A 17,864-nucleotide genomic window follows, 5' to 3' on the forward strand; every position below is an offset into this window, starting at 1 on the left:
CGATCTCGATCAGCTTGGTCGGATCGCTCTCCAGATCGACCATGTTGCCGGCCTCGCGCGCCGCCTGGGTGCCGGTGTTCATCGCGACCCCGACATCGGCCTGGGCCAGCGCCGGCGCGTCGTTGGAGCCGTCGCCGCACATCGCGACCAGCTTGCCCTCGGCCTGCTCGCTCCGGATCAGCTCAAGCTTCCGCTCCGGCGTCGCTTCCGCCAGGAAGTCGTCGACGCCGGCTTCCGCCGCGATGGAGGCGGCGGTCAGCGGGTTGTCGCCCGTCACCATCACGGTGCGGATGCCCATCTCGCGCAGCGTGGCGAAGCGTTCGCGGATGGCCGGCTTGACGATGTCCTTCAGGTGGATGACGCCCAGCACGCGGCCGCCCTTCGCTACGACCAGCGGCGTGCCGCCGGCCCTGGCGACCCGCTCGACGATCTGCTTCAGGTCGCGCGGGCTGCCATCCGCGCCGACATGGCGGGTGATCGCATCGACGGCGCCTTTACGGATCGACGTCGGATCGTCCAGCGTCAAGGTCGAGCCGGCACCCGCACCGGAAGACGAGACCGCACCCGCAGCCGCCGGGATATCGACGCCGCTCATGCGGGTCTGGGCCGTGAAGGGGACGAAGGTGAAGCCGGACATCACCGGATCGACCGAATGGAGGCCGAACTTCTGCCGGGCCAGGACGACGATGGACTTGCCTTCCGGCGTGTCGTCGGCGAGGGAGGCGAGGAAGGCCGCCTCCGCCAGCTCGCGCTCGTTGACCGCCGCGACCGGCAGGAACTCCGCCGCCTGCCGGTTGCCCAGCGTGATCGTGCCGGTTTTGTCCAGCAGCAGGGTGTCGATGTCGCCGGCGGCCTCGACCGCGCGTCCCGACTTGGCGATGACGTTGAAGCGGACCAGCCGGTCCATGCCGGCGATGCCGATTGCCGACAGCAGGCCGCCTATGGTGGTCGGGATCAGGGTGATCAGCAGGGCCGCCAGATAGACCACCGGCAGGGTGACGCCGGAATACTGCGCGAAGGATTCCAGCGTCACGACGACGACCAGGAAGACGATGGTCAGGCCGGCCAACAGGATGTTCAGCGCTATTTCGTTCGGCGTCTTCTGCCGCTTGGCGCCTTCGACCAGACCGATCATGCGGTCGAGGAAGCTTTCGCCCGGATTGACCGTGATCCGCACGACGATGCGGTCCGACACCACCCGCGTCCCGCCGGTCACCGCCGACCGGTCGCCGCCGCTCTCGCGGATGACGGGAGCGGACTCGCCGGTGATGGCCGATTCGTCGACGGTGGCGATGCCGGCGACCACGTCGCCGTCGCCGGGGATCGCCTCGCCCGCCTCGACCACGACGAGGTCGCCGGCGCGCAGGCTGGCCGCCGGGACCTGCTGTTCGCCGGCGCCGTCGATGGACGACACCTTGCGGGCGGGAGTATCCGTCTTGGACTTGCGCAGGCTGGCGGCCTGCGCCTTGCCCCGGCCTTCCGCGATGGCCTCGGCGAAATTGGCGAACAGCACGGTGAACCACAGCCAGGCAGCGATCTGGCCGACCACGGCGGGATCGCTGCCGGTGGCCGGGCTGATGGGGGACGGGACGCCCGTGACGAGGTCGCGGACGAACAGGACGGTGGTCAGGACGGCAGCGGCGGCCGTCACGAAGATCACCGGATTGCGGACCAGTTCGCGCGGGTCGAGCTTGCGGAACGCGACTCCGGCCGCCTGCGCCGCGATGCCGGCGTCCAGCAGGGAGATTTCCGAACTGCGGTGTATCATGGGACAACTCCCGTCATCAGGTGCTCGGCGATCGGACCCAGGGAGAGCGCCGGGAAGAAGGTCAGGCCGCCGACGATCGCGACGGTGCCGACCAGCAGCCCGACGAACAGCGGGCCATGGGTCGGGAAGGTGCCGGCGGAAGCCGGGACGCTCTTCTTCGCCGCCAGGGCGCCGGCGATGGCGAGGACCGGCAGGATCACCAGGAACCGGCCGAGCAGGATCGCCAGGGCGATCGTCGTGTTGGGGTAGGGCGCGTTGGCCGTATAGCCGCCGAACGCGGAACCGTTGTTGCCGGTGGCCGAGCTGTAGGCGTAGAGCACTTCGGACAACCCGTGCGGCCCCGGTTCCTGGATGCCGGCCAGACCGGCGGGCACGACCAGCGCCAAGGCGGAGAAGACCAGGATGCCGAAGCAGGTCGTCAGGGCCGCGAACATCGCCAGTTTGATCTCCTTCGCCTCGATCTTCTTGCCCAGATATTCGGGCGTTCGCCCGACCATCAGCCCGGCGATGAAGACGGCCAGCAGGACGTAGACCATCATGCCGTAGAGGCCGGCGCCGACGCCGCCGAAGACCACCTCGCCCAGCATCATGTTGACCATCGGCACCATGCCGCCCACCGCGGAGAAGCTGTCGTGCATCGAGTTGACCGAGCCGTTGGACGCCGCCGTGGTCGCGACCGCCCACAGCGCCGAGTTGGCGATGCCGAACCGGACCTCCTTGCCTTCCATGTTGCCGCCGATACTGCCGCCCAAGCTGTCGGCCCCAACGGCGGCCATGGCGGGGTTCGGCCGGCCCTCGGCCCAGGCGGTGACGCCGATGCCGACCATCAGCATCAGGCCCATCGCGGCGAACAGCGCGATACCCTGGCGGAGATCGCCGACCATGCGCCCGAACGTCCAGGTCAGGCCCGACGCGATCAGCAGCAGTTGCAGCATTTCCACCAGGTTGCTCAGTGGCGTCGGGTTCTCGTACGGATGGGCCGAGTTGATGCCGAAGAAGCCGCCGCCGTTGGACCCGATCTGCTTGATCGCGATCTGCGAGGCGGCAGGACCCTGTGCGATGACCTGCTGTGCGCCCTCGACGGTCTCCGCCGTGACATAGGCGTCGAGGTTCTGCGGCACGCCCTGCCAGACCAGGAACAGCGCGGTGACGACCGACAGGGGCAACAGCACGTAAAGCACCGCCCGCACCAAATCGACCCAGAAATTGCCGACCGTCCGGGCGCTGCGGCGGGAGAAACCCCGGATCAGCGCCACCAGCACGGCCATGCCGGTCGCGGCGGACACGAAGTTCTGCACCGTCAGCCCGGCCATCTGGCTCAGATAGCTCAACGCCGCTTCGCCGCTGTAGGACTGCCAGTTGGTGTTGGTGGTGAAGCTGACCGCCGTGTTGAAGGCGAGGTCCGGCGTCATGGCCGTCATCCCGGCGGGATTGAGCGGCAGGAACGCCTGGAGCCGCAGGATCGCGTAGAGCAGCAGCACGCCCAGCAGGTTGAACGCCAGGAGTGAGGCGGCATAGCCGGTCCAGTGCTGCTCACGGGCGGGATCGACGCCGCAGACGCGGTAGATCCCGCGTTCCAGCGGACCGATCACGGTGGCAGCCACCGTCTTCCCGCCGCTGAAGACGCGCGCCATGTACTCGCCGATGATGGGCGTCAGCGCCGTCAGCAGAATGAGATAAAGGACGATCTGTATGAGACCGGAGGAATCCATGGGTGAGGGGTCCTTGCGGTCAGAAGCGCTCGGGCGCCAGCAGGGCAAACCCGAGATATACCAGCAGCCCGGCGGCCGCGACGGCGCCGACGACGAAATCGAATGTCATGGTGGTTCCCTCAGGAACGGGGTGGAATGTCGGTTCCGATCGGAACCGGTGGCGTCAAAGCCGCTCCAGCGCGCCGGTCAGCCGGTCGCAGGCGGCAAAGAAAGCCAGAAGTGTCATCAGGAACAGGATGTCCATCATTGGGCCGAAACTCCGGAAAATTTGAGTGATGGCAAGTTAATCCCGGCCCGCATAAAATCTCGATGCGGATCTTCGCCGTTTTTATAAACGCGAACTAAACGGATATAAGGGAAGTATAAAGACCGGACGCCCCGGAATGCTGCACCGCTGCCGCCACGGCACTTCCCCGAAGACGCTTCCAATCCCAGCGGCGGAACCCGTGCCGCCGGCCCCGGCTGGCAACGAAATGCCGTTACCCAAATTCGCCGGTCGGAAAGCACTTGATCGGGCGGGCGGAACCGGCTATGAGGCGAGCCTGAATGACAGGCGCCGGTTTAGCTCAGTGGTAGAGCACCCGCTTCGTAAGCGGTAGGTCGTCAGTTCAAATCTGACAACCGGCACCATTCTCCCCCCAAGCGACCGACACAAGCACCTGCCGCCAAAGCGCCGAGATCGGCACGGCGAACAGCCGTTCGCCAAACGGTACGGCCTTGTCGTCCGCGCCGGTTCTCGATGACGATGTCCAGAAAGTCAGGAGGCGAGCGATTGAAAGCGCCGCGCGCACCGACCCCCACCGATCAGTCTTCGACGCCCTGACATCGCAGCCAACCTTCGGCAACCGTAGAAGCGGCTTCTAGCCGCTTGCCGCTGCCAAACGACGGCTCCGTCCGAGCCGCGCAAACCCTGCATCCTTCCAAGCCCCGATCGACAGATCGGATCAGCCTCTTCCGGCGAGCAAAGCCCCTGCGGATCGCAGGCTCACCGATCTTCCTCACCACCACGAAGCACCCCAGCCAATACCAACGGCACGCAATCCTTCCGGCCGGCGCTTACGCCATTATACACGAGCACGCTCGCGTAGGTCGGGCCTCTTCAGCCCGACATTTAACGCTCCAGACCGGCCAAGCTTCGATGCCACTGGTACAAGTCAGGTCGCCGTCCGCGCATTCCTTTGGCCGGACCCGCACCGCCTGTGAACGGCGGACCTGTCGCATGCGCCTTGTTCAAGGTAATTCTAACGGGAGGCCGCTCCCTGTTGGGACTTCATGTCGCCAAAAATTTGATTTACTCAGCACCATTCCTGAATTTACAGGTTGGGTTCGGTGGAAAAAGGGCATTGTCATAAATTGGATCGGCGTACATAAGATTATTCTTTTTTCTCAATCTTAGAGTCATCTTATAATTATTTTCAGTCAATCCGCCTTTGAAGTTTATAATTACATCTATCGAATCCCCATTTGCCTTATCAAGATTGAGGCTATCGATCGTTGAGGCAACATACTCTCCGGTTTCATAAAAACACTTTAAAGAACGGGGCAGAAAGCTTCCTAATGCTTGTAAGATTTTATCGGAATCTCCCTTACTCGGCGTCATTTTTGCTGATGAAGCCGGTGCGCAATTCATGAAAAGGAGCGTCAGCGCTAGAACGTTTTTCGATTGGAAGCCAAGTTTCATTTTTTGACCTATCCAAAAAGATTGTTGTTCCAAGTCATGAGAAGACAAAGTGACAAGTAGTAGAAACGCCAGCCTCAACACGTCCAGTTTTTAAAAATGTCTCTTGTGAATCTACTAAATTAAAACCGACGCATGCTGTAAAAACTAAGGCAATAAACAGAATAATAATGCATGCAATTTCTTCATGAAAACCTCCATATGGAGATTAACTTATAGGATGTGCATCAAATGTAAACTGATATCATAGAATGGATTAATCTGTCGGTTCGCCATCTTCTTTATCGACCCTGTGTTGGCAGGGCCGTTATGGAATCTCTTCGCTGCTCGAAAAAAGTCGAACTCGCCGGTACCCGCACCGCCCGATTTCGTCCATTACGGAAAAGCCTCACATGTCGCGAACCCGGCTTGGCTCGATTGGAAGGTTTCGTGGGTCGTCCGGCATTCCGGTTTATCCGACCCATCCGTGTCCATCCTTGGGTATCCCATCCATCCGTGTTCCGGTCCCGTTCGGCTGCAATGCCTCCGCAGCAGCGTGCAACGTTACCTTCACTCCCGTAGATTCTCTGTCACTGGAAAGCCTAGGAATCTTGTACTATAACCCCATGGCGCCTCAGACAGTCTACTTCCGGACGCATGCGTCGGGCAGCATCGGCAGGACAATCGGCATGCGGAGGAGTCAACGCGATGGATGTCTCTAATACCGCAATGATCGGACCGGTCCACTCTCCAGTCCACCGGAAGGGTGCTTGCGGGTGACGCCGCAAAGCCCCGCCCCGACCGCCCCGTGATGACAAATGATGACATTCAAGGCCGGGAAGGGGGTGTCATCACCGGGCTGTCCCGAGCTATCGGCCTATACCCCCAGCCATAGGTTTCAATCCGCCCGCCGATCCCCTCCCCATGCCCGCATCCTCCGCCTCACCCGGCCGGCCCGGGGCAAAGTTGCGGGCAAAACTGTTATATCAGAGCAACTTACCTTGACGATGGCGCTGCCCCCATGGCACCGTGGCGGTCGCGCGCGGCAATGCGGCTCCGCGTCAAGGGGTGACCCGCGCAACCGGGGAGAGACAGGGCCTATGACCAAGTCTGAATTGATCCTGCGTCTTTCGGAACAGAACCCGCACCTCTATCAGCGGGACATCGAAAAGATCGTCACCACCATCTTCGATGAGATATCCGAGGCGCTGGCGCGCGGCGACCGGGTCGAGCTGCGCGGTTTCGGGGCCTTCTCCGTCAAGAAGCGCGACGCCCGCGTCGGCCGCAATCCGCGCACCGGGGCCAGCGTCCACGTGACGCAAAAGTTTATCCCCTTCTTCAAGACGGGCAAGCAGTTGCGCGAACGTCTGAACACGGAGTAAGGGTTCATAACCGGCCACGGCAGTCTGGCAAGACGGCTTGCCAAAGCCACCCCATCGCGAACCAAGAGCCCGAGGAAGCCCGTGCGTTACCTGTCCTGGATCATCACCATTCCGATCGCCCTGGTCATCGTGTCCTTCGCGGTGTCCAACCGGGGTCCCGTCGATCTCGCCCTGTGGCCGCTGCCGTTCGAAATCACCGTGCCGCTCTACGTGGCCGTGCTGACGACCCTGGTCGTGGGCTTCCTGGCCGGCGGCCTCGTCGCCTGGGGCGCCGACCGCCGCTACCGCGTTGCCGCCCGCGTCCGGGGCCGCAAGGCGGCGCAGCTCGAACGCGATCTGGCGCGCGAACGCGAACAGCGCACCGTCGCCGAGAAGCGCGTGGCCGAAGCGGCGCAGACCCTTGCCGCCGCCAACAGCCTGCCGGCCCTGTCGAACGACGCCGCCCGCAGCACGTCGGCCCTGCCGCGGATCGAAGCGGCCAAAGCATACTGATGCGGACGATCAGCGCCGCTGAGGTCGAAGCAGCGCTGGAGTTCGCGCCGCTGATCGAACGGCTGCGGAAGATGTTCCGCTCCGGCTGCGACGTGCCGGTGCGGCATCACCACACGATCCCGACGTTCGACCAGCACGCGGCGACGCTGCTGGTGATGCCGGCGTGGCAGGTCGGGCGCTATATCGGGATCAAGCTGGTGACCGTGTTCCCCGACAACGGGACGCGCAGCCTGCCCTCGATCATGGGCGCCTACCTGCTGCTGAGCGGCAAGACCGGCGCGCCGCTCGCCATGATCGACGGGCCGGCGCTGACCGTGAAGCGCACGGCGGCGGCCTCCGCCCTGGCGGCCTCATATCTGGCGCGGAACGACGCCAGCCGGCTGCTGATGGTCGGGACGGGCGCGCTCGCTCCCCACCTGATCCTGGCTCACGCCACCGTCCGGCCGATCCGGGAAGTGCTGATCTGGGGCCGCGACCCCGCCAAGGCCGACCGGCTGGCCCGCGTGCTGAACCGGCGCGGGCTCAAGGTCGCCTCCACCACCGACCTGGAAGGGGCGGTGCGCGGCGCCGACATCGTGTCCTGCGCCACCCTGTCGCGCGAACCGCTGATCCGGGGCGAGTGGCTGGCCGAGGGCGTCCACGTCGATCTCGTCGGCGGCTTCACTCCGGAAATGCGCGAAGCCGACGACGACGCCATCACCCGCTCCCGCATCTTCGTGGACACCCGCGACGGCGCCTTGAGCGAGGCCGGCGACCTGACCCAGCCGCTGGCGGCCGGGCTGATCACGGCGGAGGACGTGGCCGGCGACCTGTTCGACCTGACGCGCGGCGACCGGGCGGGCAGAAGGTTCTACAACCAGATCACCCTGTTCAAGTCGGTCGGGACGGCTCTGGAAGACCTCGCCGCCGCGCAATACGCCGTCGAAGTCACCTGAGGATACCTGCTGCCATGGGCATGAACGTCGCCGTCGTCGGAGCCGGCATCATGGGCCTGTCCACCGCCTGGGCACTGGTCCGCCGGGGGCACCGGGTCACCGTCTACGATCAGTACGCGGTTCCCAACCCGCTCGGCTCCTCGGTCGATCAGCATCGCCTGATCCGCCATGCCTATGGCGCGGAAGCGGGCTATACCCGCATGGTCGATCAGGCCTATGCCGCCTGGGACCGGCTCTGGGCCGACTTGGGGGCGACGCTCTATGTCCAGACCGGCACGCTCTGCATAGCCTCCACCGACGATACCGCGTGGCTGCACGACAGCGCCCGCACCCTGGCCGGTCTTGGACGCGGCGTCCGCTGGCTGGATGCTCCGGAACTCGGCCGCGAGTTCCCGCTGATCGCAAGCGAGGGCATCCGCGAAGCCTTCCACCTGGAAAGCGGCGGCGTGCTGCTGGCCGGCCGGATCGTCGAGCTGCTGGCCCATCACCTGCCCGGACGGAACGTCGCGATCCACCCGCATATGCGGGTCGAAGCGGTCGATCCTGACGCAGGAACGCTCCATCTGGCCGACCGCAGCACCGTCCGGGCCGATGCCGTCGTGGTCGCGGCGGGGCCTTGGGTCGGCCGGCTGCTGCCCGATGCCGCCGCCCGCGTCACGCCGTCGCGGCAGGTCATCACCTATCTGAGCGTACCGGGCGATCTCCGCGCCGGCTGGGAGCGGCACCCGATGGTGCTCGACATCGATCCGGACTGCGGCTTCTACCTCGTCCCGCCCGTCGCCGGGACCGGCATGAAGATCGGCGACCACCGCTTCACCCTGACCGGCGATCCCGACCGCGACCGCGACGCCGGGCTGGAGGAAGCGGAGCGGATCTGGTCGTTCGGCCGCGCCCGGCTGGCCGATCCGGACCGTTATTCGATAGCCAGCGCCGCCACCTGCTTCTATACCTGCGAGGCGGAGGAACGCTTCATCGTCGAACCCGTCGGCAGCCGGGGCTGGGTGATGACCGGGTTCTCCGGCCACGGCTTCAAGTTCGGCCCGGTTCTCGGCGAAGCGCTCGCTTCGGCCTTGGAAAACCCGGCGGAAGCTCCGACATTGACTTCATGGGCGGCCGGGCAGGGCACGTCGGTATTGGAAAAGATATGACCATATCATCCCAGGCATTATCCCCGGCGTCCCGCATCTTCGTTTCGATCGACACGCCCGAAGTAGGTTCGGCGCGCGGTCTGGCCGAAAGCCTCGCCGATACCGTAGGCGGCATCAAGCTGGGGCTGGAATTCTTCGTGGGCCAGGGGCCGGCTGGGATCCGGTCGGTGGTGTCCGGTATCGGGCTGCCGCTGTTCATCGACCTCAAGCTGCACGACATCCCCAATACGGTCGCGGCGGCGGTCCGGGCGATGCTGCCGCTCCAGCCGACCTTCCTGACCATCCACACCTCCGGCGGCCCGGCCATGATGCGCGCCGCCGCCGAAGCGGCCCTGATGACCGACCTCCAGCGCCCCCGGCTGCTCGGCGTCACCGTCCTGACCAGCCTGGACGACGACGACCTCGTTTCGGTCGGCCAGAGCGTCCCGGTGCTCGATCAGGCGCGGCGGCTGGCTTCGCTGGCGCAGTCCTCCGGCCTCGACGGCGTGATCTGCTCGCCGGCGGAAGTGGCGGCATTGCGGGCCGACTGCGGTCCCGACTTTGTCCTGATGGTCCCCGGCATCCGCCCCGCCGGCTCGGCCGTCGGCGACCAGAAGCGCGTCATGACCCCGCGCGACGCGGTGGAGCAGGGCGCCGACTATCTCGTCATCGGCCGTCCGATCACCCAGGCGTCCGATCCGGCCTCCGCCGCGCGGAGCATCGTGAAAGAACTGGCATGAGCGTTCAGGTCAAGATCTGCGGCATCAACCATCCCGACGCGGCGGCCGCCGCCCTTGCGGGCGGAGCGCGCTTCGTCGGTCTGGTCTTTTTCGAGCGCTCCCCCCGCCATGTCGCCCCGCCGCTGGCGGCCGAACTGGCGCGGATGATTCCGACCGGCGTCCGTACTGTGGGGTTGTTCGTCGATCCGACCAACGAATACCTGGAGCACGTCGTCAGCCAGGTTCCGCTCGACCTGATCCAGCTCCACGGCGATGAGTCCCCGGCCCGCATCGCGGAGATCAAGGCGGCGTTTTCGATGCCGGTGATGAAGGCGATCAAGGTGTCCTCGGTCGAGGATCTGGCAGCCGCCGAGGCCTATGCCCAGGTCGCTGACAGGTTGCTGTTCGACGCAAAGCCTCCCGCTAAGGTTTCGGCGCTGCCCGGCGGCAACGGCATTCCCTTCGACTGGACGATCCTGACCGGCCGCACATGGTCGAAGCCCTGGATGCTGTCCGGCGGCCTCACCGTCGCCAATGTCGCCGAAGCGATCTCGATCAGCGGCGCCGCCTCGATCGACGTAAGCTCCGGGGTCGAAGACCGCCCCGGCCACAAGGACCCGGACCTGATCCGCGACTTCCTCCGGGCGGCGAGCCATTGATTAGCAAGCTAACGATCACACTGTCATGACAGAATTGCCGCCCGAAGATACCAGCCGCGCCGCCCGCAACCGTCTTCGCGGTTTCCTGAACCATCTGATTATCTACTTCTCGGCGATGATCGTGCTGGCTCCGGTCAACTTCTTCCTGACCCCCGACCGGCTGTGGTTCGTCTTCCCCTTGGTGGCCTGGGGAGCGCCCCTCGCCATCCACGCCGCCTTCGCCATGGGCCTGTTCGAAGGCTGGCGGCGTCCGTCTTCCGGCAAGCATGGAGGAAATCCATGAACGACACAAAAGCCGTCAACGCCCTGATTTCCGGCAAGGTCCAGGGAGTCTGGTACCGCGCCTGGACCGTGGACGAGGCGCGAAAGCGCGGGCTGGCCGGATGGGTCCGCAACCGCAGGGACGGCACGGTCGAAGCAGTCTTCGCCGGCCCGGCGGAGCAGGTGGACGATATGGTCCAGGCCTGCCACCAGGGACCGCCTCTCGCCAAGGTCGCCGGCGTGGCCGTCACGCCGGCATCCTTCCCCCATGACGAGAGCTTCGAGCAGCGCTCGACCTATTGAGCTACTGGGCCGAAACCAGCTCCAGCCATTCCTGCTCGGTCAGCGTCGCAACACCCAGCGCCTGCGCCTTGGCCGCCTTGCTGCCGGCATCCGCCCCGATCACGACATAGTCGGTCTTCGCGGAAACGGACCCCGCAACCTTGGCCCCCAGCGTCTCGGCCCTGGCCTTCGCCTCGCTGCGGGTAACCGTCTCCAGCGTGCCGGTGAAAACCACCGTCTTGCCGGCGATAGCGGAAGTCTGCACCTTCGGCGGCACGAACTCCTGCACCGTCACGCCGGCGGCCAGCAGGTCTTCCAGCACTTCCAGATTGTGCGGTTCAGCGAAGAAGCCGAGCAGGTCATCGGCCACCGACGGCCCGATCTGCTCGATCCCGATCAACTCGCCATAGGCTTCCGACCCGTGGACCTGTGCGGCGGCCATCGACTCGCGCAGGTTCTCGAACGTCCTGTAGCAGCGCGCCAGCAGCCGGGCGGTCGTATGCCCGACCTGCGGGATGCCCAGTCCGAAGATGAAGCGGTCCAGCCCGATGTTGCGCCGGGCGTCGATGCTGTCGAACAGCTTCTCCGCCGACTTGGCGCCCCAACCGTGCCGGTTCTTCAGCTTGGTGAGGCTCGCCGCGTCCTTCTCGCGCAGGCGGAAGATATCGCCGGGACGGCGGACCATGCCCTCGTCCCAGAACTCCCGGATGATCTTCTCGCCCAAACCCTCGATATCGAAGGCATCGCGGCTGACGAAGTGGCGCAGCCGCTCGACCGCCTGGGCGTCGCAGATCAGCCCGCCGGTGCAGCGCCGGATCACCTCGCCCTCGGGCCGAACCGCCGCACTGCCACAGACGGGACAGCGGTCGGGAAAGACGTAAGGCTCGGAGTCGGCTGGACGCTTGTCCATCACAGCCTGGACGATCTGCGGAATCACGTCGCCGGCCCGCTGGACCACGACCAGATCGCCGACCCGCACGTCCTTGCGGACGATCTCGTCCTCGTTGTGCAGGGTAGCGCGGCTGACCACGACGCCGCCGACCGTCACCGGCTCAAGCTCCGCTACCGGAGTCATCGCTCCGGTCCGGCCGACCTGGATCGTGATCGCCTTCAGCCGCGTCTGCGCCTGCTCCGCCGGAAACTTGTGTGCGATGGCCCAGCGCGGAGCGCGGCTGACGAAACCGAGCCGCTCCTGCCAGTCCAGCCGGTTGACCTTGTAGACCACGCCGTCGATGTCGAACGGCAGTCCGGAACGCCGTTCCTGCACCTGATCGTAGTAGCGCAGCAGCGCCTCGGTGCCGTCGCACAGTTCCGACGGCTTGTTCGGCTGGAAACCCCATTCCTTCAGCCGGTGCCGGACCTCCCACTGGGTCTTGCCCAGCGGTTCCGACACTTCGCCCCAGGAATAGCCGAAGAAACCCAGCGGTCGCCCGGCGGTGACCTTGGGATCGAGCTGCCGCAGGCTGCCCGCCGCAGCATTGCGCGGGTTGGCGAAGATCGGCTGTCCCTTCTCGACCCGCCGCTCGTTCAGCTTCATGAACTCGGCGCGGTCCATATAGACCTCGCCCCGTACTTCCAGCACGTCCGGGACGGCGCCGGTCAGTTCCTTCGGCACGTCGCCGATGGTCCGCACATTGGCGGTGACGTCCTCGCCCTCCTGGCCGTCGCCGCGCGTGGCGGCCATCACCAGCTTGCCGTGCTCGTAACGGAGCGAGCAGGACAGCCCGTCGATCTTGGGTTCGGCGACGAATTCGACCGCTTCGTCTTCCTTGATGTTGAGGAAGCGGCGGATGCGCTGCACGAACTCCTCGACGTCCTCGCCGGCAAAGGCATTGCCCAGCGAGAGCATGGGGACCGCGTGCCGGACCTTGGAGAACCCGGCTGCCGGGGCCGCGCCGACCTTCTGCGAAGGGCTGTCGCCGCGCTTCAGTTCGGGGAAGCGCAGTTCGATCGCATCGTTCCGCCGCCTCAGCGCGTCGTAGTCGGCGTCAGCGATCTCCGGCGTGTCCTGCTGGTGGTAGAGCGTGTCGTGGTGCGCGATCTCCGCCGCCAGCGCCGCCAGTTCCTGACCGGCCTGCTCGGCCGACAGGTCCTCCACCGCCAGTTCCCTCAGCGACTGCCGCGCTCCCGCCGCCTCCTGGCGTGCCGCAGCCGTCATCAGGCGCGCCCCGCGATCAGGCTGTCGGCGGCGGCGCGCGCTTCCTCGGTGACCTTGGCGCCGGAGAGCATGCGCGCGATCTCTTCCCGCCGCTGTCTGTCGCTCAATTCCACCACTTCGGTCGTCACCCGTTCCTCCGTCGCCTGTTTCTGGACCTTCAGGTGGTGCGCGCCGCGCGCCGCCACCTGCGGGCTGTGTGTTACCACCAGAACCTGCCGATCGCGACCCAGTTTCGACAGCCGCTCGCCGACGGCGGCGGCGACGGCGCCGCCGATGCCGGTATCGACCTCGTCGAACACCAGCGTCGGCACGGTTCCGACGGCGGCCAGCACCACCTTCAGCGCCAGCATGAAGCGCGCCAGCTCGCCGCCCGACGCTATCTTGTTGATCTGGCCCGGCGGCGAACCCGGATTGGTCGCAACCAGGAAGGCGACGCGGTCGATGCCGTCCGCTCCCCAGGCGGATTCCTCCAGCGGTTCCACCGTCGTCGTGAAGCGTGCCCGGTCCAGCTTGAGCGGCGGCAGCTCCTTCGACACGGCGGCGTCCAGCTTGGCCGCCGCTTCCCGGCGCCAGCCGCTCAGCCGCTTCGCCGCGTCCAGATAGGCTTCGCGCGCGATCTCCGCCTCGCGGGCAAGCCGCTCCAGCGCATCGCCCTGGTCCTCGATCAGGTTGAGCCGGCGGGACATGTCCTCCCGCAGCAGCGCCAGCTTATCGACCTCGATGTTGTGCTTGCGGGCGGCGGCGCGCAGGGCGAACAGCCGTTCCTCCAGCTTCTCCAGCCCGCGCGGGTCGAGATCCTCGTCGCTGGAAAGCGCCTGAAGGGTCGCGACCGCGTCGGCGACTTCGGCCAAGGCGCGGTCGAGCGCGCCGATCACCGGTTCCAGCCGTCCGCCCGCCTTATCGACGATCCGCATCAGCGCCCGCTGGGCCGCGTTCATGCCGCGCTCGGCGCCGCGTTCCCCGGCAAGTTCGGCGAAGGCGCCGTTCATCGCCTCCACCACCTTTTCCCGGTGCATCATCACCGAGCGGGTCTCGGCAAGCTCTTCCTCTTCTCCGGCGCGCGGGCCCAACTGGTCCAGTTCGGCGACGGAGTGGCGAAGATACTCCTCCTCCGCCCGTGCCCGGCCGATCTCGACCGCCGCTTCCTTGCGCGCCACCTCGACCTGCCGCCACGCGCGGAAAGCCGCACCGACCTGGGCAAGCGAGGTTTGCAGCCCTGCATAGGCGTCCAGGACGGATCGGTGAGTCTGCGGGTTGAGCAGGCCGTGGGTGTCGAACTGGCCGTGGACCTCGACCAGGGTTTCCCCCAGCCGGCGCAGCAGCGTGACGCCGACCGCCTGATCGTTGACATAGGCGCGGCTGCGGCCGTCGGCCGTCACGACCCTGCGCAGGACCAGCGTATCCTCGACGTCCAGGCCCTGTTCGCGCACCAGCGCTATTGCGGGATGATCGTCGGGCAGGTCGAACTCGGCGGTGACGGAGGCCTGATCGCTGCCGTGGCGGACCAGCGTGCTGTCGCCGCGTCCGCCCAGGGCCAGCCCCAGCGCGTCCAGCAGGATGGATTTGCCGGCGCCGGTCTCGCCAGTCAGCACGCACAGCCCCGCATTGAGCGACAGCGCCAGACGTTCGATCAGAACGACGTCCCGGATCGTCAGCGCCGCCAGCATGGGCCGCCTTAGAATACCGAGGCCCAGGCCCGGCTGATCCATGATTTGCTGCTGCTCTCCGGCCGCACATTCGCGTCCACCAGCAGGGCGTAGCTGTCTACGTACCATTCGCTGCCCGGAAAGTTATGCCCCAGCACGGCCGCCGCAGCCTGCGCTTCGTCCACCACGCCGAGGGCGAGATAGGCTTCGGTCAGGCGGTGCAAGGCTTCCGGCACGTGACTGGTGGTCTGATATTTCTCGATAACCGTACGGAAACGGCCGATTGCCGCGTTCTGGTAACCCTGGCGCAGGTAGTAGCGCCCGATCTCCATTTCCTTGCCTGCCAAGTGGTCATTGGTCAGGTCGATTTTAAGCGCCGCATCGCGGGCGTATGGCGATTCCGGGAACCGCCGGGTCAACTCGCCCAGCGCATCCAAGGCCTGCTGCGTCACCCGCTGGTCACGCCCCACGTCGGTGATCTGCTCGTAGTAGCAGAGCCCCTTCATGTAATAGGCGTATGCGATGTCCTCGCTGCCCGGATGGAGCTGAATAAAGCGGTCGAGCGCGATGATGGCGTCGTCGTACTGCAACGCCTGATAATGCGCGAAGGCGGACATCAGCTGAGCCCGCGTCGCCCATTGGGAATAGGGGTGCTGACGCTCGACCTCGTCGAACAGCCGCGCCGCCTCCTTGAACCGCTCCTGATCCATGGCGGCGGCGGCCTCGGAGTAGATCGTCTCGACCGGACGCTCCACATAGGGAGTCTCCTCGGTCGAGGCGCAGGCCGACAGGGCAGCGGCCATCGTCAGCGCTAGACAAGGCCCGGCGATCAGGCGGATCAGGGAAGGAGACAAACGGGTCATCATCGACATTCACACGAGATACGGATTTGGCGCCTGTATAGCACGCCATAACGCCGACGCGACACCGTTTGGAGAAGCCTCCGCATGGCTGGCCGGGGAGCGGGTTACCCGCGCCGCATCGGTGAATATCGACAAAAGGGAAAATTGAGGTAAAGGGCCTTGGGACATTGTTGGGAGCGTCATGGAAGGTCACCGATCTGGCACGTTGAAGCTTCGTGTCGCCGCTACGGGTCGCCAGGGGTCGAGACCGCTGGCTTGGGCGGAACATTACCGGAACGCTCCTGCATATTCAACCGCATATGATCGCCGGGCGGTCAGCCGAAGGGGCTATGAGGCAGCCCCAGTTGTCGCGAGCCTTCCGCCGGCAAACCGGATAATCTGCCGCACCCCCTTGCCGGCCGCCTGATTCGACGCCGATGGAAAATGACATGGACGCAGTGACCGCTACCGCAAACGCCAAGCTCGCCGCCGCCTACCGGCCGCTGAAGGACCATGCGCTGAGGGAATCGCTGGCGAACGAGATGCATGCCCGTCCGGCCGAGGGTCTTAGGTCCCCGCTGCGGGTGACCCATCTCGCCATGCTGTCGGGGGAGGGGAACTCGGAAATCGACCGCGCCCACTTCGCCCGGCTGTGCGAGCGGGCTGGCGTGGCGCCGCCCCCTCCCGGCGCCACCCACCACAGCGCCGATCTGGGCACGTTCCGGATCAAGTGGGAGCGGCATACCGAGTTCAGCAGCTATACCGTGTTCCGGCCCAGCGGCGCCGGCGACGGCTTCGCCGAAACTGCGCTTGCGGCGCTGCCGCCGGACTGGCTGGCCGGCATGGCGGGCGAGATGCTGGCGGGCGTACATCTGGCGCTGGTCCACAGCGAGTCGCCGATGGCGACGCCGGAAGGCTTGCAGGGCGTGTTCGGATCGGACGGCTTCGTCGGCTCTCGCATGGCCGGCGGCGGAGCTACCGGCTGGACCGATTTCCGGATACATGCGGATGGTTTCGGCCGCTTCGTGGTCGCCGACCACGGCATGAAACCGCGTCAGACCGGCCGGCTGGTCCAGCGCCTCGTCGAGATCGACACCTACCGCATGATGGCGCTGCTGGCCCTGCCGCTGGCACGCGGCGTGCTGCCCAGGGTCCGCGCGATCGAGGCGGAACTGGCGCGCCTGACCGAGCAGGCGACCCGCATCGCCCGGATGGAGGACGAGCAGGCGCTTCTTCAGCAACTCTCGAAGCTGGCGGCCGAGTCGGAGCAGACCTCGGCCGAGACCACGTACCGATTCACCGCCGCCCGCGCGTACAGCGACCTCGTGGCGCGCCGCATCGCCGAACTGCGGGAGGACCGCATCGAGGGACTGCAGACAATCGCGGAGTTCATGGCCCGGCGGCTGGCTCCGGCGGTCAGCACCTGCGAGGCAGTCGCCAAGCGCCAGGAATCGCTGTCCGCCCGCGTTGCCCGCGCCAGCAACCTGCTACGGACGCGAGTCGATCTGGCGCTGGAAGAACAGAACCGTGACCTGCTCAAGAGCATGGACCGGCGCGCCAGCCTGCAACTGAGGTTGCAGGAAACCGTCGAGGGGCTGTCGGTCGTCGCCATCAGCTATTATCTGGTCGGCATCGTCTCCTACGTCGCAAAGGCTCTGAAGGGCGCCGGGCTTCCGATAGAGCCCGATCTGGCCGTCGGGCTGGCCGTGCCGGTCGTGCTCTTCCTGGTCTGGTCGGGCGTGAAGCGCATACGCCGGGTCGTGACGGGCGGTGAGCACGAGTGAACGCCGCTTCCTGAGTCGGAAAGGTTATGGCCGCTTCGGACTCCGGTTTCCCGGATAATCCCTAGGAAAGGCTTTTTCCGCGAGTACCGCAGTGAGACGCCAACGCCTGGATTCCCGCGAAAATCGAGCTAAATCAGACTATTCTGTTTGCTGCGTCAAGTTGACGCCGGGGCTCCTGAACGCGTATGTAGAATCCAATAGTCTTTGAGCAGGATCAATTCCGATAAGCCTGCGACACTATGTACCGGTTCAACCGGGAGCGCCGGTTGATTGGGTCATGAACAAACAGGTATGTTCACCGCAATGGCGATCTCCGGTGCCGTGGGCCTTGGAGGCTCCCGGCCATTAGAACAACCACCCCGCGCCAAAGCGGGGGAAAGCGTTCGTCACGACACGCGGAGCGGCGGCTCCGCCGCAAGGAAGAGTGGTTAGGGATGAAA

Annotated in this window: 16 protein-coding genes and 1 tRNA gene; 10 read left to right on the forward strand and 7 right to left on the reverse strand. The window is 65.8% G+C overall.

All coding sequences use genetic code 11. The annotated features are described in order from the left end of the window. The 3 genes from AC5JJ6_RS15825 to AC5JJ6_RS15835 all read right to left on the reverse strand — a co-directional run. On the reverse strand, positions 1-1,768 hold a 1,768-nt coding region (locus tag AC5JJ6_RS15825), incomplete at its 3' end, for an HAD-IC family P-type ATPase (RefSeq protein ID WP_496042979.1). After that, a complete protein-coding gene (gene kdpA / locus AC5JJ6_RS15830; RefSeq protein ID WP_496042980.1) occupies positions 1,765-3,480 on the reverse strand; it encodes a potassium-transporting ATPase subunit KdpA in 1,716 nt (571 codons plus the stop codon). The genes AC5JJ6_RS15825 and kdpA, both read right to left, overlap by 4 nt. Positions 3,481-3,499: 19 nt before the next feature. Next, positions 3,500-3,589 carry a potassium-transporting ATPase subunit F gene (locus AC5JJ6_RS15835; protein WP_496042981.1) on the reverse strand — a complete coding sequence of 30 codons (90 nt, stop codon included), beginning with the start codon at positions 3,587-3,589 and terminating at the stop codon, positions 3,500-3,502. Positions 3,590-4,035: 446 nt separating this feature from the next. Here AC5JJ6_RS15835 and AC5JJ6_RS15840 point away from each other — a divergent pair. Further along, positions 4,036-4,110: transfer RNA gene (locus AC5JJ6_RS15840), tRNA-Thr, on the forward strand. A 661-nt stretch (positions 4,111-4,771) separates the two neighbouring features. On the opposite strand, the gene AC5JJ6_RS15845 is transcribed toward AC5JJ6_RS15840, so the two are convergent. Then, complete coding sequence (locus AC5JJ6_RS15845; protein ID WP_496042982.1) at positions 4,772-5,161, reverse strand: hypothetical protein; 390 nt, start codon at positions 5,159-5,161, stop codon at positions 4,772-4,774. Between the two features lie 1,076 nt (positions 5,162-6,237). On the opposite strand from AC5JJ6_RS15845, the gene ihfB reads away from it, so the two are divergent. The 8 genes from ihfB to AC5JJ6_RS15885 all read left to right on the forward strand — a co-directional run bounded on the left by ihfB (position 6,238) and on the right by AC5JJ6_RS15885 (position 11,015). Further along, positions 6,238-6,519, forward strand: coding sequence for an integration host factor subunit beta (gene ihfB, locus AC5JJ6_RS15850; protein WP_037458738.1), 282 nt, complete (start codon positions 6,238-6,240; stop codon positions 6,517-6,519). Positions 6,520-6,600: 81 nt separating this feature from the next. After that, complete coding sequence (locus AC5JJ6_RS15855) at positions 6,601-7,011, forward strand: lipopolysaccharide assembly protein LapA domain-containing protein (RefSeq protein WP_496042983.1); 411 nt, start codon at positions 6,601-6,603, stop codon at positions 7,009-7,011. Then, complete coding sequence (gene lhpI, locus AC5JJ6_RS15860) at positions 7,011-7,946, forward strand: bifunctional Delta(1)-pyrroline-2-carboxylate/Delta(1)-piperideine-2-carboxylate reductase (RefSeq protein WP_496042984.1); 936 nt, start codon at positions 7,011-7,013, stop codon at positions 7,944-7,946. Before AC5JJ6_RS15855 ends, lhpI begins: the two co-directional genes overlap by 1 nt. Positions 7,947-7,960: 14 nt before the next feature. After that, a complete protein-coding gene (locus tag AC5JJ6_RS15865; RefSeq protein WP_496042985.1) occupies positions 7,961-9,094 on the forward strand; it encodes an FAD-dependent oxidoreductase in 1,134 nt (377 codons plus the stop codon). Further along, on the forward strand, positions 9,091-9,813 hold the full coding sequence (gene pyrF, locus AC5JJ6_RS15870) for an orotidine-5'-phosphate decarboxylase (protein WP_496042986.1): 723 nt from the start codon (positions 9,091-9,093) through the stop codon (positions 9,811-9,813). The genes AC5JJ6_RS15865 and pyrF overlap by 4 nt, the downstream gene beginning before the upstream one ends. Beyond that, a complete protein-coding gene (locus AC5JJ6_RS15875; RefSeq protein ID WP_496042987.1) occupies positions 9,810-10,451 on the forward strand; it encodes a phosphoribosylanthranilate isomerase in 642 nt (213 codons plus the stop codon). Before pyrF ends, AC5JJ6_RS15875 begins: the two co-directional genes overlap by 4 nt. Positions 10,452-10,476: 25 nt before the next feature. After that, positions 10,477-10,734, forward strand: a complete 258-nt coding sequence (locus AC5JJ6_RS15880) for a 2TM domain-containing protein (RefSeq protein ID WP_044433200.1) — start codon at positions 10,477-10,479, stop codon at positions 10,732-10,734. Further along, positions 10,731-11,015: an acylphosphatase gene (locus AC5JJ6_RS15885; protein WP_496042988.1), complete on the forward strand. Its 285-nt coding sequence runs from the start codon at positions 10,731-10,733 to the stop codon at positions 11,013-11,015. The genes AC5JJ6_RS15880 and AC5JJ6_RS15885 overlap by 4 nt, the downstream gene beginning before the upstream one ends. A 1-nt stretch (position 11,016) precedes the next feature. Here AC5JJ6_RS15885 and ligA read toward each other — a convergent pair whose 3' ends face one another. The 3 genes from ligA to AC5JJ6_RS15900 are packed head-to-tail and all read right to left on the reverse strand — an operon-like array spanning position 11,017 to position 15,661. Further along, positions 11,017-13,152 carry an NAD-dependent DNA ligase LigA gene (ligA, locus tag AC5JJ6_RS15890; RefSeq protein ID WP_496042989.1) on the reverse strand — a complete coding sequence of 712 codons (2,136 nt, stop codon included), beginning with the start codon at positions 13,150-13,152 and terminating at the stop codon, positions 11,017-11,019. After that, entirely contained in the window at positions 13,152-14,819 is a 1,668-nt protein-coding gene (gene recN, locus AC5JJ6_RS15895) for a DNA repair protein RecN (protein WP_496042992.1), read from the reverse strand. The genes ligA and recN overlap by 1 nt, the downstream gene beginning before the upstream one ends. An 8-nt stretch (positions 14,820-14,827) precedes the next feature. Further along, the gene (locus tag AC5JJ6_RS15900) at positions 14,828-15,661 is read right to left on the reverse strand and encodes an outer membrane protein assembly factor BamD (RefSeq protein ID WP_496042990.1); all 834 of its coding nucleotides are present in this window, start codon (positions 15,659-15,661) and stop codon (positions 14,828-14,830) included. Between the two features lie 428 nt (positions 15,662-16,089). Here AC5JJ6_RS15900 and AC5JJ6_RS15905 point away from each other — a divergent pair, with 428 nt between their 5' ends. Next, on the forward strand, positions 16,090-17,424 hold the full coding sequence (locus AC5JJ6_RS15905) for a DUF3422 family protein (protein ID WP_496042991.1): 1,335 nt from the start codon (positions 16,090-16,092) through the stop codon (positions 17,422-17,424). Positions 17,425-17,864: the final 440 nt, after the last annotated feature.

Source organism: Skermanella sp., assembly GCF_059503625.1.

Bases quoted from the DNA above. Each gene is read 5' to 3' on its own strand.
- kdpA (WP_496042980.1), bottom strand. From the start codon at position 3,480: ATGGATTCCTCCGGTCTCATACAGATCGTCCTTTATCTCATTCTGCTG.
- AC5JJ6_RS15835 (WP_496042981.1), bottom strand. From the start codon at position 3,589: ATGACATTCGATTTCGTCGTCGGCGCCGTCGCGGCCGCCGGGCTGCTG.
- AC5JJ6_RS15845 (WP_496042982.1), bottom strand. From the start codon at position 5,161: ATGAAACTTGGCTTCCAATCGAAAAACGTTCTAGCGCTGACGCTCCTT.
- ihfB (WP_037458738.1), top strand. From the start codon at position 6,238: ATGACCAAGTCTGAATTGATCCTGCGTCTTTCGGAACAGAACCCGCAC.
- lhpI (WP_496042984.1), top strand. From the start codon at position 7,011: ATGCGGACGATCAGCGCCGCTGAGGTCGAAGCAGCGCTGGAGTTCGCG.
- AC5JJ6_RS15865 (WP_496042985.1), top strand. From the start codon at position 7,961: ATGGGCATGAACGTCGCCGTCGTCGGAGCCGGCATCATGGGCCTGTCC.
- pyrF (WP_496042986.1), top strand. From the start codon at position 9,091: ATGACCATATCATCCCAGGCATTATCCCCGGCGTCCCGCATCTTCGTT.
- AC5JJ6_RS15875 (WP_496042987.1), top strand. From the start codon at position 9,810: ATGAGCGTTCAGGTCAAGATCTGCGGCATCAACCATCCCGACGCGGCG.
- AC5JJ6_RS15880 (WP_044433200.1), top strand. From the start codon at position 10,477: ATGACAGAATTGCCGCCCGAAGATACCAGCCGCGCCGCCCGCAACCGT.
- AC5JJ6_RS15885 (WP_496042988.1), top strand. From the start codon at position 10,731: ATGAACGACACAAAAGCCGTCAACGCCCTGATTTCCGGCAAGGTCCAG.
- ligA (WP_496042989.1), bottom strand. From the start codon at position 13,152: ATGACGGCTGCGGCACGCCAGGAGGCGGCGGGAGCGCGGCAGTCGCTG.
- recN (WP_496042992.1), bottom strand. From the start codon at position 14,819: ATGCTGGCGGCGCTGACGATCCGGGACGTCGTTCTGATCGAACGTCTG.
- AC5JJ6_RS15900 (WP_496042990.1), bottom strand. From the start codon at position 15,661: ATGACCCGTTTGTCTCCTTCCCTGATCCGCCTGATCGCCGGGCCTTGT.
- AC5JJ6_RS15905 (WP_496042991.1), top strand. From the start codon at position 16,090: ATGGACGCAGTGACCGCTACCGCAAACGCCAAGCTCGCCGCCGCCTAC.